16 protein-coding genes are annotated in these 13848 nt (G+C 73.3%); 10 read left to right on the plus strand and 6 right to left on the minus strand.

The window, feature by feature from the left end; all coding sequences use genetic code 11:
* Nucleotides 1-73 precede the first annotated feature (73 nt).
* Together KBX43_RS22425 and KBX43_RS22430 are read left to right on the plus strand one after the other, a co-directional pair.
* On the plus strand, nucleotides 74-874 hold the full coding sequence (locus tag KBX43_RS22425) for an ABC transporter permease (RefSeq protein WP_140946529.1): 801 nt from the start codon (nucleotides 74-76) through the stop codon (nucleotides 872-874).
* Nucleotides 871-1848 (plus strand): ATP-binding cassette domain-containing protein, encoded by a 978-nt coding sequence (locus KBX43_RS22430; RefSeq protein WP_210887014.1) that lies wholly within the window; start codon nucleotides 871-873, stop codon nucleotides 1846-1848. The genes KBX43_RS22425 and KBX43_RS22430 overlap by 4 nt, the downstream gene beginning before the upstream one ends.
* On the opposite strand, the gene KBX43_RS22435 is transcribed toward KBX43_RS22430, so the two are convergent.
* A complete protein-coding gene (locus KBX43_RS22435; protein ID WP_210887017.1) occupies nucleotides 1832-2392 on the minus strand; it encodes a helix-turn-helix domain-containing protein in 561 nt (186 codons plus the stop codon). The two genes, KBX43_RS22430 and KBX43_RS22435, sit on opposite strands and share 17 nt — an antisense overlap.
* 67 nt (nucleotides 2393-2459) lie before the next feature.
* Here KBX43_RS22435 and KBX43_RS22440 point away from each other — a divergent pair, with 67 nt between their 5' ends.
* Complete coding sequence (locus KBX43_RS22440; RefSeq protein ID WP_210887019.1) at nucleotides 2460-3206, plus strand: AzlC family ABC transporter permease; 747 nt, start codon at nucleotides 2460-2462, stop codon at nucleotides 3204-3206.
* On the plus strand, nucleotides 3200-3508 hold the full coding sequence (locus tag KBX43_RS22445) for an AzlD domain-containing protein (RefSeq protein ID WP_069088991.1): 309 nt from the start codon (nucleotides 3200-3202) through the stop codon (nucleotides 3506-3508). The genes KBX43_RS22440 and KBX43_RS22445 overlap by 7 nt, the downstream gene beginning before the upstream one ends.
* A gap of 70 nt (nucleotides 3509-3578) precedes the next feature.
* Here KBX43_RS22445 and KBX43_RS22450 read toward each other — a convergent pair whose 3' ends face one another.
* From KBX43_RS22450 to nadA, 3 genes are all read right to left on the minus strand, one after another.
* Entirely contained in the window at nucleotides 3579-4187 is a 609-nt protein-coding gene (locus KBX43_RS22450; RefSeq protein WP_043329355.1) for a DUF3043 domain-containing protein, read from the minus strand.
* An 80-nt stretch (nucleotides 4188-4267) separates the two neighbouring features.
* The gene (gene murA, locus KBX43_RS22455; RefSeq protein WP_030500128.1) at nucleotides 4268-5623 is read right to left on the minus strand and encodes a UDP-N-acetylglucosamine 1-carboxyvinyltransferase; all 1356 of its coding nucleotides are present in this window, start codon (nucleotides 5621-5623) and stop codon (nucleotides 4268-4270) included.
* Between the two features lie 214 nt (nucleotides 5624-5837).
* Entirely contained in the window at nucleotides 5838-7013 is a 1176-nt protein-coding gene (gene nadA, locus KBX43_RS22460; protein ID WP_187693530.1) for a quinolinate synthase NadA, read from the minus strand.
* Between the two features lie 43 nt (nucleotides 7014-7056).
* Here nadA and KBX43_RS22465 point away from each other — a divergent pair, with 43 nt between their 5' ends.
* The 4 genes from KBX43_RS22465 (at nucleotide 7057) to KBX43_RS22480 (ending at nucleotide 10424) form a co-directional block, all read left to right on the plus strand.
* The gene (locus KBX43_RS22465; protein ID WP_210887022.1) at nucleotides 7057-8217 is read left to right on the plus strand and encodes a glycerate kinase; all 1161 of its coding nucleotides are present in this window, start codon (nucleotides 7057-7059) and stop codon (nucleotides 8215-8217) included.
* Nucleotides 8218-8354: 137 nt separating this feature from the next.
* Nucleotides 8355-8723: an iron-sulfur cluster insertion protein ErpA gene (gene erpA, locus KBX43_RS22470; RefSeq protein ID WP_043329360.1), complete on the plus strand. Its 369-nt coding sequence runs from the start codon at nucleotides 8355-8357 to the stop codon at nucleotides 8721-8723.
* Nucleotides 8724-8901: 178 nt separating this feature from the next.
* A complete protein-coding gene (locus KBX43_RS22475; protein WP_064448311.1) occupies nucleotides 8902-9876 on the plus strand; it encodes a carbohydrate kinase family protein in 975 nt (324 codons plus the stop codon).
* A complete protein-coding gene (locus tag KBX43_RS22480) occupies nucleotides 9873-10424 on the plus strand; it encodes an ATP-binding protein (protein ID WP_043329365.1) in 552 nt (183 codons plus the stop codon). The genes KBX43_RS22475 and KBX43_RS22480 overlap by 4 nt, the downstream gene beginning before the upstream one ends.
* 59 nt (nucleotides 10425-10483) lie before the next feature.
* Here KBX43_RS22480 and KBX43_RS22485 read toward each other — a convergent pair whose 3' ends face one another.
* Nucleotides 10484-10702 carry a sulfurtransferase TusA family protein gene (locus KBX43_RS22485; RefSeq protein WP_043329366.1) on the minus strand — a complete coding sequence of 73 codons (219 nt, stop codon included), beginning with the start codon at nucleotides 10700-10702 and terminating at the stop codon, nucleotides 10484-10486.
* Entirely contained in the window at nucleotides 10699-11850 is a 1152-nt protein-coding gene (locus tag KBX43_RS22490; protein WP_064445178.1) for a cysteine desulfurase family protein, read from the minus strand. Before KBX43_RS22490 ends, KBX43_RS22485 begins: the two co-directional genes overlap by 4 nt.
* Before the next feature lie 171 nt (nucleotides 11851-12021).
* On the opposite strand from KBX43_RS22490, the gene coxB reads away from it, so the two are divergent.
* Together coxB and KBX43_RS22500 are read left to right on the plus strand one after the other, a co-directional pair.
* Nucleotides 12022-12993: a cytochrome c oxidase subunit II gene (coxB, locus tag KBX43_RS22495; RefSeq protein WP_064445179.1), complete on the plus strand. Its 972-nt coding sequence runs from the start codon at nucleotides 12022-12024 to the stop codon at nucleotides 12991-12993.
* 10 nt (nucleotides 12994-13003) lie between these two features.
* The gene (locus tag KBX43_RS22500; RefSeq protein ID WP_064445180.1) at nucleotides 13004-13432 is read left to right on the plus strand and encodes a cytochrome c oxidase subunit 4; all 429 of its coding nucleotides are present in this window, start codon (nucleotides 13004-13006) and stop codon (nucleotides 13430-13432) included.
* The last annotated feature ends 416 nt before the right edge of the window (nucleotides 13433-13848 follow it).

Consider the following 13848-nt stretch of genomic DNA (forward strand, 5'->3'; position numbering starts at 1 on the left):
GCGCGACAGCGCGCCCAGGGTGGCTGAGCGCGACAGCGCGTCCAGGGTGGCTGAGCGCGACAGCGCGCCCGGGGTGGCTGAACTGCGGGCGTACCGGGCGCTGCTCGGCGCGCAGGCGCGTTCGCAGGCGGCGTACCGCACGTCGTTCGTGGTGGACCTGGTCGGCAACGTGGGCGCGACGGTGTTCGACGTGGTCACGGTCCTGGTGATCTTCGGTGTGACGCGGGAGCTGGGCGGCTTCACGCTGCGCGAGACGCTCGTCGTGGTCGGGCTGTCGGCGTGCGGCTTCGCCACCGCCGACCTGCTGGTCGGCAACATCGAACGGCTTCCCCGGTACGTGCGCACCGGCCTGTTCGACGCGGTGCTGGTCCGTCCGCTCGGCGCGCTGCCGCAGCTGCTGCTGATGGACCTGCCGCTGCGTAAGCTGTCCCGGGCCGTGTTCGGGCTCGCCGTGCTGCTGTTCGCGCTGGTCTCGGCGGGGATCGACTGGACACCGGGCCGGGTGGCGCTGGCGGTCGTCGCGCCGCTGGCCGCCGTGGTCTTCTTCGCCTCGGTCTTCGTGCTGACCGCGACGGTGTCGTTCTACTGGGTCGACTCGGGCGAGCTGGCCAACTCGGTCACCTACGGCGGGCGTGACTTCACCTCGTACCCGGTCACCGTGTACGGCGGCTGGTTCCGCGCGTTGTTCGCGTACGGGATGGGGTTCGCCTTTGTCAGCTACCACCCGGCGCTGGCGTTGCTGGGCCGCGCCGACCCGCTCGGCCTGCCGCCCTGGGCGGGCTGGGCCGCGCCGGGCGTCGCGGTGGTCGCGGCGGCGCTGGCCGCCCTGGCCTGGCGCGTCGGGGTCCGTCACTACCGGAGTACGGGGTCATGAGCGTCATCGAGATGGACGGGCTGCGCAAGGAGTTCACGGTCCGGGTCCGGGCCGGGCGGTTGCGCCGCGAGAAGCGGACGGTGACCGCCGTCGACGGGGTCGACCTGCGGGTGGAGCGCGGCGAGATGCTCGGCTACATCGGCCCGAACGGCGCCGGGAAGTCGACCACGTTGAAGATGCTCACCGGCGTGCTGACGCCGTCGGCGGGGCGGGCCCGGGTGTGCGGGCTGCGCCCGGTGGCCGACCGGACCCGGCTGGCGCTGCGTATCGGCGTGGTGTTCGGGCAGCGTTCGCAGCTGTGGTGGGACCTGCCGCTGCGGGACTCGTTCGACCTGCTGCGGCACGTCTACCGGGTGCCGGCCGGCGAGCACGCGGCCCGGCTGGCCCGCTGCCGGGAGCTGCTCGACCTGGACGGGTTCCTGGACACGCCGGTCCGGCAGCTCTCGCTGGGTCAGCGGATGCGCGGTGAGCTGACCGCGGCGCTGCTGCACGGCCCGGAGGTGCTGTTCCTGGACGAGCCGACGATCGGCCTGGACGTGGTCAGCAAGCAGGCGGTGCGTGGTTTCCTGGCCGAGCTGGGCCGGGACGGGGACACCACGCTGGTGCTCACCACGCACGACCTGGCCGACATCGAGCGGCTGTGCCGGCGGCTCGTGGTGATCGACCACGGGCGGGTGGTGCACGACGGGTCGATCGCGGAGCTGCACCGCCGGTACGGCTCGCGCCGGATGGTGGTCGCCGAGCTGGACGCGGCGCTGCCCGAGCCGCCGGTGCTGCCCGGCGCGCCGGTGCAGCGGGTGGAGGCGGACGGGCGGCGGCTGGTCTTCGCGCTGGAACGGGCGAGCGTCGCCGAGGTGGTGGCCGGGCTGGCCGGCCTGGCCACGCTGCGGGACATCTCGATCGTGGAGCCGGACATCGAGGAGGTCGTGGCGCGGCTCTACCGGGCGCCGGCCGCGGTCACGGGTGCTCCATGACGAGTACGGCGAACGTGCCGGGGACCAGCGCCTCGTACCGGTGCGGGGTGTCGCCGGGGAAGGTGACGTAGTCGCCGGGTCCCAGCTCGACCGGGTCGGTCTCCGGGCCGACGCGCATCCGTCCGGCGGCGACCACGACGTGCTCGACGCTGCGCGGGGTGTGCGCCTCGGCGATCCGTACCGCGCCGGGTTCCAGCTCCATCACGTAGACGTCCCGCCGGGCGTGCGGCGCTCCGGCGGCGAGCAGGGTGGCGGAGAAGTCGGCGTGCTCGGAGCGGATCCGGGGGCCCTCGCCGGCCCGGACCACCCGCACGGCGGCGGCGGGTGGTTCGACCAGGCGGCTGAACGGTACGTCCAGCGCCACGCCGAGCGCCCAGAGCGTCTCCACGCTGGGGTTGCCGGAACCGGACTCCAGCTGGGACAGGGTGGACTTGGCGATGCCGGCGCGGCGGGCCAGCTCGGTGAGCGACAGGCCGGCCCGTTCGCGCTCGCGGCGTAGCGCGGCGGCGATGGTCGCGAGTGGGGGAGCGGGGTCGATCGCCATGTGTTCGCTCCAACGGTCGGTTTGTTCGGTTTGACGAACAAGCGTTCTCGCGTTCAGGATAATGGACATGCGTACGGCATACCGAACGGGCGACGCCCGGGTGCTCCGCGACGTCGCCGCCATCGGCGCGGCGATGCTCGCCGTGGGCGCGTCGTTCGGCGCCGTGGCGGTAGCCGCCGGCCTGCCCGCCTGGGCCACGCTCGCCATGTCCGCGGTCGTCTACGCCGGTGGTGCCCAGTTCATGGCGGTGGGGCTCGTCGTGGCCGGCAGTCCGCTCGCGGCGGTCCTCGCCGGCCTGCTCCTCAACGCCCGCCACCTGCCGTTCGGCCTGGCCCTCGGCGGCGCGCTCGGCTCCCGGCGCTGGCAGCGGCTGCTGGGCAGCCACCTGATGACCGACGAGGCGACCGCGTTCGCGCTGTCCCGCCCGGCCGGTCCGGGGCGACGCCGGGCGTTCTGGCTCGCCGGGGTGCTGCTCTTCCTGGCCTGGAACACCGGCACCGCGCTCGGCGTGCTCGCCGGCGGCGCGGCCGGCGACCCGGCCGCGCTGGGACTCGACGCCGCGTTCCCGGCCGGGCTGGCCGCGCTGCTGCTGCCCAGCCTGCGCGACCGGGAGACCCGCCGGGTGGCGCTGACCGGCGCCGGCCTGGCCGTGCTGGCCACGCCGCTGCTGCCGGCCGGGTTGCCGGTGCTGCTCGCGCTCGCCGCGCTGGCCCTGCCGCTGCTGGCCCGCCGCCGCCCGCCCGCCGCGCCACCCCGGACCGCTGACGAGGCGGCTGATGATCGGAGCGTGCGGGCCGGGGAGGTCTCGTGCTGATCGCCGTGATCCTCGCGCTGGCCGCCGGCACCTACGGCTTCCGCGTCGCCGGGGTGCTGCTGCGGGACCGGCTGGACCTGCCCGAATGGGCCCGCCACCTGCTGCCGGTCGGCGCCGCCACGCTGCTGGCCGCGCTCGCCGCCACCGCGGCGCTGACCGAGGCCGGTGGCTTCGCCGGGTACGCCCGCCCCGCCGGGGTGCTGATCGGCCTGGTGCTGGCCTGGCGCCGGGCGCCGTTCGTGCTGGTCGTGGTCGCGGCGGCGGCCACCACAGCGGTGCTGCGCCTGCTCGGCGTGGACTGACGCCGGCCCTCGCACGAGAACGGCCCCGCACCGCCGGAGCGGGAAGGGGCCGATTTCGGAGCGGGGCCGGTCAGACCTTGTCGCCGATGTTCACCCGGGGCGCGGGAGCGCGCATCCGGCGGAACGTGATCGACCGCATGATCGCGTAGAAGTAGAGCGAGCCGAGCTTCTCGGTGCTCTTCGGGAAGCGCTCGCGCACCAGCCGCTTGATCTTCCGGGAGATCAGCACCGAGTCGATCAGCACGCCGAGCGCCAGCGCGCCCCACAGCAGGTTGGACAGCAGCCGCACGATCGGCGGCATGGCCTGGTTGGAACCGACCAGCACGATCAGCGCGCCGCCGAAGAACCAGGTGCCGACCGTACGCCGGGAGTCGACCACGTTGCGGGCCAGCAGCCGCTCGGGCCCCCGGTCACGCGGGCCGCCCTCGCGCCGGAACTCGGCGGCGGCCTCGGCGCGGGCGGCGCGGCGCTGCGCGCGGGCCTCCTCCTTGGTCAGCGGCTTGGCCGGCGCGGTCGGCCGGCGGCCGGCGACCGGGCGCTTCGGCGTGACCTGCCCGAGTTCCTTCTTGCTGGGCGTGTAGCCCCGGGGACGGGCGGCGGCGGACTCCTCGTCGGTCGTCACAGTGGTGACGGACTCCTCGACGAGGTCGGCGGACTTGCGGCGAAACAGCGACGGCACGCGGCAAGGGTAGCCAACCGGCCGCGCCCGGTGCACATCACGGGTGCACCGGGCGCGGCCGGTCGAGTGAACGGGACGCCTCAGGGACGCTCGACGTGCGCGCCGAGGTCGGCCAGCTTGGCCTCGAAGTCCTCGTAGCCGCGGTTGATCAGGTCCACGCCGTACACCCGGGAGGTGCCCTCGGCGGCGAGCGCCGCGATGAGGTGGCTGAACCCGGCCCGCAGGTCCGGGATGACCAGGTCGGCGGCGTGCAGCTTGCTCGGCCCGGCGATCACCGCGGAGTGCTTGAAGTTGCGCCGGCCGAAGCGGCACGGGGTGCCGCCGAGGCAGTCCCGGTAGACCTGGATGTTGGCGCCCATCGTGTTCAGCGCCTCGGTGTAGCCGAGCCGCTGCTCGTAGACCGTCTCGTGGACGATCGACAGGCCGCGGGCCTGGGTGAGCGCGACCACCAGCGGCTGCTGCCAGTCGGTCATGAAACCCGGGTGTACGTCGGTCTCCAGCGCCACCGCGTTCAGCTCGCCGCCCGGGTGCCAGAAGCGGATGCCGCCCTCCTGGCCGGGGCTGCCGCCGCGCGGCGGGCGCAGGTCGGTGACCTCGTACTCGCCGCCGACCGAGCGGAAGATGTTCAGGAAGGTCATCATGTCGGCCTGCTGGGCGCCCAGCACCTCGACGTGACCGCGGGTCGCCAGCGCCGCCGCCGCCCAGCTGGCCGCCTCGATCCGGTCCGGGATCGGCCGGTGGGTGTAGCCGTGCAGCTTCTTGACGCCCTGGATCTCGATCACCCGGTCGGTGTGCACCTTGATGATCGCGCCCATCTTCTGCAGCACGCAGATGAGGTCGATGATCTCCGGCTCGACCGCCGCGTTGCGCAGCTCGGTGACGCCCTCGGCCATCACCGCGGTGAGCAGCACCTGCTCGGTGGCGCCCACGCTCGGGTACGGCAGCGCGAACTTCGTGCCGTGCAGCCCGTTGGGCGCGGACAGGTGCAGGCCCTCCGGCGTCTTGTCGACGGTGGCGCCGAACTCGCGCAGCGCCTGGAGGTGGAAGTCGATCGGACGCGGGCCGATGTGGCAGCCGCCCAGGTCGGGGATGAAGGCGTGGCCGAGCCGGTGCAGCAGCGGGCCGCAGAACAGGATCGGGATCCGGCTGGAACCGGCGTGCACGTTGATCTGGTCGGTGCTGGCGCTCTCGACGTTCGAGGGGTCGAAGACCAGCTCGCCCTCCTCGTCGCCGTCGCTGACCTTGACGCCGTGCAGGCCGAGCAGACCGCGGACCACCTCGACGTCACGGATACGCGGCACGTCGAACAGCCGGCTGGGTGTGTCGCCGAGCAGGGCGGCGACCATCGCCTTGGACACCAGGTTCTTCGCGCCGCGGACGCGGATCCGCCCTTCCAGCGGAGTGCCTCCGTGTACGACCAGGACGTCGTCGGTCAACGCAACCTCCAGCGCGTTGGGTGCTGCCGTGTCTAGTGATGGGTGCACGAAGTTCATCGCTACCCGGAACGCGGTCATGGGAAAACGGGCCGCGTGTGTCGTCGCCCCGGCAGCATAGCCCTCCGTGACGAAAATGGAATCGGTCACATCACCAGCGAGGGCACGAACCGGGGTGTCCGGTGCGTTTACGTGCCAGTGGGGTGACCGAGGGTGATCACGCTCCCGGAAGCGCGAGCATCTGGTCCAGCGCCGACCGGGCGTGTCGGGCGGTCTCCGGATCGACGGTGATCTGGTTCACCACGCGGCCGGCGACCAGCTCCTCCAGCGCCCACACCAGGTGCGGCAGGTCGATCCGGTTCATCGTCGAGCAGTAGCAGACCGCCCGGTCGAGGAACATGATCTGCTTGTCCGGGTGGGCCAGCGCGAGCCGGCGGACCAGGTTCAGCTCGGTGCCCACCGCCCACGCCGAGCCGGCCGGGGCCGCCTCGATCGTCCTGATGATGAACTCGGTCGAGCCGACCAGGTCGGCGGCGTTCACCACCTCGTGCCGGCACTCCGGGTGCACCAGCACGTTCACGCCCGGCACCCGCTCGCGTACGTCGTTGACGCTGTCGAGCGTGAACCGGCCGTGCACCGAGCAGTGGCCGCGCCACAGGATCATCTTCGCGTCCCGCAGCTGCTCGGCGGTCAGCCCGCCGCCCGGCTTGTGCGGGTCGTAGAGCACGCAGTCGTCGAGCGAGAAGCCCATCTCCAGCACCGCGGTGTTGCGGCCCAGGTGCTGGTCGGGCAGGAACAGCACCTTGCGGCCCTGCTCGAACGCCCAGTCCAGGGCCCGCTTGGCGTTCGACGAGGTGCAGACCACGCCGCCGTTGCGGCCGACGAAGCCCTTGATGTCGGCCGAGGAGTTCATGTACGTCACCGGGACGGTCTCCGCCGCGATGCCCAGGTCGGTGAGCGTGTCCCAGGCGGCCTCGACCTGCGACAGCACCGCCATGTCGGCCATCGAGCAGCCGGCCGCCAGGTCGGGCAGGATCACCTTCTGCGCGTCCGAGGTGAGGATGTCCGCGCTCTCGGCCATGAAGTGCACGCCGCAGAAGACGATGTACTCCGCATCAGGGCGCGCCGCCGCCTCCCGGGCCAGCTTGAACGAGTCGCCCGTCACGTCGGCGAACTGGATCACCTCGTCGCGCTGGTAGTGGTGGCCCAGCACGAACACCTTCGTGCCGAGCGCGGCCTTCGCGGCGGCGGCGCGGGCCACCAGGTCGGGGTCGCTCGGCGCGGGGAGATCACCCGGACACTCCACGCCACGTTCGGTGGCGGGGTCGCTGCCGCGGCCGAGGAGCAGCAGCGCCGTGGCGGTGTTGGACGGCTCAACCCAGGTCGAAGTCACGCCCCCATGGTCCCACAGCGCCGCCGCGCCGCAGCCGCCTCGGATGTGGCCTGCCACACTGCTGCGCATGCGCGTGCTGCTCTGCCCGGACAAGTTCGCCGGCACGTTGTCCGCCCCCGAGGTGGCCGCCGCGGTGGCCGAGGGCTGGCGGGACGTCGCCCCCGGCGACGAACTGCTGGTCCGGCCGCTGGCCGATGGCGGACCGGGGTTCGTCGAGGTGCTCGCCGACGCGCTCGGCGGACGTCGGCTGCCGGTGCCCACGGTCGACCCGCTGGGCCGCCCGGCCACCGGTGAGATCCTGCTCACCGACGACGGCACGGCGTACCTGGAGAGCGCCCAGGCGTGCGGCCTGCACCTGCTCTCCGACGCCGAACGGGACCCGAAGGCCACCACCTCGTACGGGCTGGGGCTGCTGGTCACCGCCGCGGTCGAGGCGGGCGCGCGCACAGTGGTGGTGGGGCTGGGCGGCTCGGCCACCAACGACGGCGGCGCCGGGATGCTCGTACCGCTGGGTGTCACGCCGCTCGACGACGCCGGCCGGGCGCTGCCGTACGGCGGCGCGGCGCTCACCGCGGTGGCCGCGCTCGACGGCGAGCCGCGGCTGCGCGGCGCGACGCTCGTCGCCGCCACCGACGTGGACAACCCGCTGCTCGGGCTGCACGGCGCGAGCAGCGTCTTCGGCCCGCAGAAGGGCGCCGACCGGGCCGACGTGCTGCTGCTCGACGCCGCGCTGACCCGCTGGGCGGACGTGCTGACGCAGCGCCTGCCGGGCTGCCCGCCCGGGCTGGGCGCGCTGCCCGGCGGCGGCGCCGCGGGCGGCCTCGGCGCGGCCGTGCTGGCGCTGGGCGGCGGGTGCGAGTCGGGCATCGGGCTGGTCACCCGCGCGGTGAAGCTGGACGCCGCGCTCGACGCCGCCGACCTGGTGATCACCGGCGAGGGCTCGTTCGACCACCAGTCGCTGCGCGGCAAGGTGGTCGCCGGCGTGGCCGGCGCCGCCCGGGACCGGGGCGTGCCCTGCGTGGTGCTGGCGGGACGGGTGAGCACCGGGCGGCGGGAGGCCGCGGCGGCCGGCGTGACCGACGCGTACAGCCTGGTCGACCACTTCGGCGGCGAGGAGCGCGGGGGAGTGGACGCGGCGATGACCCGCCCGGCCGAGGGGCTGCGCGCGCTCGGCGCGCGGCTGGCCGGGCAGTGGAGCCGCTGACCGGTTCCGCTGGTCACGCCGCCGGGTGGTGACGCCGACGGCGGCGTACGATCGAAACGGACCACACCGGGAATCACTGGCGGACGTGCGGCGTTGGCCAGGACGTCCGGACCTATACCGCGCAGGGAGACTTCCACGTGACCACGCCAGCGCAGACCGAGTCGACCGAGGCCAAGGCCCCCAGCACCGTCGTCCTCACCGACGTCGCGGCGCAGAAGGTCAAGGCCCTGATCGAGCAGGAGGGCCGCGACGACCTGCGGCTCCGGGTCGCCGTGCAGCCGGGTGGCTGCTCCGGCCTGCGGTACCAGCTGTTCTTCGACGAGCGCTCGCTCGACGGTGACATCGTCACCGACTTCGACGGTGTCGAGGTCGTCGTCGACCGGATGAGCGCCCCCTACCTGACCGGCGCCACCATCGACTTCGCCGACCGGATCGACGCCCAGGGCTTCACCATCGACAACCCCAACGCGGGCAACTCCTGCGCCTGCGGCGACTCCTTCAGCTGAGTCGACGCACCGACCGCAAGCGGCGGGCCGTCCCGGTGGGGCGGCCCGCCGCTTCGTCGTACCCCCTGGGGGTGACGTCCGGATGTGCGCTGATCGACCGGTTGGTGACCGACCGCCGTCCGTCCGGTCCGGGGGCCGGTAGGCTGACCGCGCCGTGCTCCCGACCCCGAGGGTTGACATGAAGATCGCCGTGACCGGCTCGATCGCGACCGACCACCTGATGAGCTTCCCCGGCCGCTTCGCCGACCAGCTCATCGCCGACCAGCTCGACAAGGTCTCGCTCTCCTTCCTCGTCGACGAGCTGGTCCTGCGGCGCGGCGGCACCGCCGCCAACATCGCGTTCGGCATGGCCCAGCTCGGGCTGCGCCCGGTGCTGCTCGGCGCGGTCGGCGCCGACTTCGCCGACTACCGCTCCTGGCTGGAGCGCCACGGCGTCGACTGCGACTCGGTGCACGTCAGCGAGGTGGCGCACACCGCCCGCTTCGTCTGCACCACCGACACCGACATGTGCCAGATCGCCTCCTTCTACGCCGGGGCGATGAGCGAGGCCCGCAACATCGAGCTGCACCCGGTCGCGCAGCGCCTCGGCGGCCTCGACCTGGTGCTGGTCAGCGCCAACGACCCGGCCGCGATGATCCGCCACTCCGGCGAGTGCCGGGACCGGGGCTACGCCTTCGTCGCCGACCCGTCCCAGCAGCTCGCCCGGATGGACGGCGCGGACGTGCTCGGCCTGGTCGAGGGCGCCGACTACCTGATGACCAACGAGTACGAGAAGTCGCTGCTGCAGAGCAAGGCCGGGCTGACCGACGAGCAGCTGCTCGACCGGGTCAAGGTGCGGGTCACCACGCTGGGCAAGCAGGGCGTGGAGATCGCCGGCCGGGAGGTCGGCACGATCCGGGTGCCGATCGCGCGGGAGATCCAGGCGGTCGACCCGACCGGCGTCGGCGACGGCTTCCGGGCCGGGTTCTTCGCCGCGCTCGACTGGGGCGTCGGCCTGGAGCGGGCGGCCCAGGTCGGCTGCCTGCTGGCCACGCTGGTGCTGGAGAACTTCGGCGGCCAGGAGTACGAGGTCCGCCGCGACCTGTTCGTGAAGCGACTCGCCGAGTCGTACGGTGACGCGGCCGCCGAGGACGTCCGGCCGCACCTGCTGTGACCGGCGCGGCCGTCCCGTCGGGCGGGGTGGACCCGGAGGCGGTCCGCCCCGGCTCCGGCGGCCCGGTTCTGGTCGCCTTCGCCGGGCTGCCCGGCGTGGGCAAGACCACCCTCGCCGCCCGGGTCGGCGTCGCGCTGCGCGCCCCGGTCCTGCCGGTCGATCCGGTCGAGCGGGCCCTGCACCGCTACGGCCTCACCGGCGACGTGCCGGGCATGGCCGCGTACGGCGCGGTCGCCGGGCTGGCCGAGGTGCAGCTCGGTCTGGGGCTCAGCGTGGTGGTCGACGCGGTGAACCCGGTCGCCAGCGCCCGGGGGCTCTGGCACGACGTGGCCGAACGAGCCGGCGTGCCGCTTCGGGTGATCGAGGTGCACTGCGGCGACGAGGAGGAGCACCGGCGCCGGGTCGAGGCCCGCCCGCCCGAGGACGGCACCTGGGAGCTGACGCTGCGCCGCCGGGCCGAGTACGAGCCGCTGATCGGCCCCCGCCTGGTGGTCGACACCGCCGTGGCGGCCGACCCGCTGCCCGGCATCCTCGCGTACCTGAGCTGAGCGTCGGGCGTTAAGAAGGGTCCCTTCCTCTACCCGAGGCGTTAACAAGGGGCCCTTCCTTACACCCGGACGTCGTAGGCGGGCCCGTCGTGCGCGGCGAGGAACTCGTGGCCGCGCATCCGGCACCACGCCGGGATGTCCACCGCCGCCGCCGGGTCGTCGGCCAGCACCCGCACCACCGCGCCGGCCGGCAGCCCGGGCACCAGGCGGGCGAGATTGATCACCGGCAGGGGGCAGCGCTGCCCCCGGCAGTCCAGCACCTGATCCGGCTCGCTCACAGGTCGGTCACCCCCGCCTGCGCCCGCAGGTCCGCCACGATCCCCGGCAACTCGGCCAGGAACCGCTCCACGTCCGCCTCGGTGGTCTCCCGGTGCAGCGACACCCGCACGTTGCCGTGCGACAGCACCCCCATCGCCTCCAGCACGTGCGACGGGCGCACCGTCGACGACGTGCACGACGAGCCGGAGGACACCGCGAACCCGCGCCGGTCCAGCGCGTGCAGCAGCGCCTCGCCGTCCACGTACAGGCAGGAGAACGTCACCAGGTGCGGCAACCGGTCGACCGGGTCGCCGACCACCTCCACGTCCGGCACCTCGGCCGCCACCCGCGCCCGGATCCGGTCCACCAGCGGGCCCAGCCGCGCCGCCTCGGCCGCCGCGTCGGCCGCCGCCGCGCGCAGGCTCGCCGCCGCCGCGACCACCGCCGGCAGGTTCACCACCCCCGGGGTACGCCCCGACTCCCGCTCGTCGGCCGGGTACGGCGACTCCCACCGGGCGCCCTTGCGCACCACGAGCAGCCCGACGCCGGGCGGCCCGCCCCACTTGTGCGCGCTGGCGCTCAGCACCGACCAGCCCGCCGGCAGTGGCGCCCGGCCGGCGAGCTGCGCCGCGTCCACGTACAGCGGCACGCCCGCCTCGGCGCACAGCTCCGCCGCGGCGGGCACCGGCTGCACCGTGCCCACCTCGTGACTGGCAGCGATCAGCGCCGCGAGGGCCACGCCGGGCGCGGCCACCGCCGACGCCCAGGCGTCCAGGTCCACCCGGCCCAGCCGGTTCACCGGTACGGACACCGCCGCGCCGCCACCGGCCGTGTGCCGCTGCGCGGCGTGCAGCACCGCCGAGTGCTCGACCGCCGAGTGCACAAGCGTCGCCCCGGCCCGCCGCCGCCCGGCCAGGCCACCGAGTACGGCGGCGTGCGCTGCGGCCGTACCGCTGGGGGTGAAGGACAGCTCGTCGGCGCGGACGCCGAGCGTCTGCGCGGCGGCCTCGCGCGCGGCGTCGAGGAGCTGGCGGGCCCGGCGGGCCGCCGAGTAGAGCCGGGCCGGGTCGGCCCAGCCGTCGTCCAGGGCGGCCAGCATCGCCTGCCGCGCGACCGGATGCAGCGGGGCCGCGGTGGCGGCGTCCAGGTAGACCGGGGAGGCGCTCATGACGTTCCACGCTATCGCCCGGTTACGCCCAAGATCCCCCCGATGGGGGTGGACAGCGACCCCAAGACGGCCTGGCCGGTCATGGTCGAGTAATCTGCGACCGTCGGTGACGCCTTTGCCGTCGGTGTCAAGGAGAACAACCGCCGCGGCGCGCTAGGGAGGCAGGACCAGGTGGTCGCAAGGAGTTCGGAGGTACGGCGCTCGGCCGTACGGGACAGCGCTTCCCCGGGGGCCGGTGGACGCCGGCGGCGTGGTGCTGGTCGAATCGCCGGGCTCGGTCTCGGCGCGGCGGCGCTGCTGGTCTCGCTCACCGGCTGTGACGTCGGCAAGGCGTTCGGCGGGTTCGGCTGGCCGCAGGGCGGCATCACGCCCGAGTCGCAGCGCATGTACGACCTGTGGATCGCGTCCTGCATCGCGGCGCTGGCCGTCGGTGTGTTCGTCTGGGGCCTGATCTTCTGGTGCGTGGTCCGCTACCGCAAGCGCGGCAACGAGCTGCCGGTGCAGACCCGCTACAACCTGCCGATGGAGTTCCTCTACACCATCGCGCCGATCCTCGTGGTCTCCGTGCTCTTCTACTACACCGCGGTCGTGCAGACCGACGTGATCAAGGAGTCGAAGAACCCGGACGTCACCGTCGAGGTCGTGGCGTTCAAGTGGAACTGGCAGTTCAACTACCGCGACGGCCAGGGCCGCGACGCCAACACCGTCGCCTCGGTGCTGGGCACCAGCGAGGTCATCCCGGTCCTGGTGCTGCCCAGCGGCCGCTCGATCCGGTTCGAGGAGACCAGCCGCGACGTCATCCACTCGTTCTGGGTGCCGGAGCTGCTGTTCAAGCGCGACGTCATGCCGGGCAACGTGCGCAACACGTTCGAGGTCTCCCGCATCGACCAGGAGGGCGCGTTCGTCGGCCGCTGCGCCGAGCTGTGCGGCAGCTACCACGCCTTCATGAACTTCGAGCTGCGGGTCGTCTCGCCGGAGAAGTACGACCAGTTCCTCGCGGCCAAGAAGGCCGGCAAGTCGACCCAGGAGGCGCTCGGCGCGATCGGTGAGCCCGAGTACGCCACCGAGACGAAGCCGTTCGACACCCGGCGCGACGTGAACAACTTCAACCCGTCCGACGCCCAGGCCGGCGCGGGAAGCTGAGAGGTCCGGCATGAAGACCGAGTGGAAGATCTTCCTCACCATCGCCACGTTCCTCCTCGGCGCGACCATCCTCTACGGCGCCTGGACGTACGCGGACAGCGACGGCCGCATCGAGTGGATCGGCACCGTGGCGCTGCTGCTCTCCTTCCTGCTCTGCGCCATGTGCGGCGGCTTCTTCTGGTTCGTCTCCCGCCGGATCGACCTGCGCCCCGAGGATCGGCCGGACGGCGAGATCGCCGACGGCGCCGGTGAGGTCGGCTTCTTCAGCCCGGGCAGCTACTGGCCGTTCGCGTTGGCGCTGGCCGCCGCGATCGCCGGCCTGGGCCTGGTGTTCTGGCAGTTCTGGCTGCTGGGACTGGGCCTGGTGACGGTCGTCTTCGCCACCTGCGGGCTGCTCTTCGAGTACTACTCCGGCACCCGCCGCACCGCCGAGCACTGACCCAAAGCGCCACGGCAGGCCCGCACCCCCTCCGGGGGAGCGGGCCTGCCGCGTTCCGCGTCCCCCGTCCCCCTCCGCCGTCCCCGTTGATCATGAAGTTGACGGCACCGGCGGTCCTTTTTGTCCCCGCCAACCTCATGATCACCGCCCGTACGGCGGCGCTCTGGCGCTCTCCCGTTCCGCCTCCGGTGCGCACCACCGGCTCACGCCGGACTGCTCCATCAGCCGAGAGCGCCGTTCCGGTTGGCAGGACCACGAGAGATCTTGGAAGGAAACGGTCTCCATGACAGCTGTCATGTCCCGGGACATGTGTCAACGGGAAGTCCCGATAGATGTGTCAGGGGTTGTGGATCGTGGGGGTGGGGGTGAGGGGGATGTAGTTCTTGTCGGGGTTGAGGTGGAGGTAGCCGATGGGT

Source organism: Micromonospora sp. C41 (assembly GCF_018070485.1).
Taxonomy (GTDB): domain Bacteria; phylum Actinomycetota; class Actinomycetes; order Mycobacteriales; family Micromonosporaceae; genus Micromonospora; species Micromonospora chalcea.

Bases quoted from the DNA above. Each gene is read 5' to 3' on its own strand.
- KBX43_RS22465 (WP_210887022.1), top strand. From the start codon at position 7,057: ATGTGGCCTGCCACACTGCTGCGCATGCGCGTGCTGCTCTGCCCGGAC.
- KBX43_RS22475 (WP_064448311.1), top strand. From the start codon at position 8,902: ATGAAGATCGCCGTGACCGGCTCGATCGCGACCGACCACCTGATGAGC.
- KBX43_RS22440 (WP_210887019.1), top strand. From the start codon at position 2,460: ATGCGTACGGCATACCGAACGGGCGACGCCCGGGTGCTCCGCGACGTC.
- KBX43_RS22435 (WP_210887017.1), bottom strand. From the start codon at position 2,392: ATGGCGATCGACCCCGCTCCCCCACTCGCGACCATCGCCGCCGCGCTA.
- KBX43_RS22490 (WP_064445178.1), bottom strand. From the start codon at position 11,850: ATGAGCGCCTCCCCGGTCTACCTGGACGCCGCCACCGCGGCCCCGCTG.
- KBX43_RS22430 (WP_210887014.1), top strand. From the start codon at position 871: ATGAGCGTCATCGAGATGGACGGGCTGCGCAAGGAGTTCACGGTCCGG.
- KBX43_RS22500 (WP_064445180.1), top strand. From the start codon at position 13,004: ATGAAGACCGAGTGGAAGATCTTCCTCACCATCGCCACGTTCCTCCTC.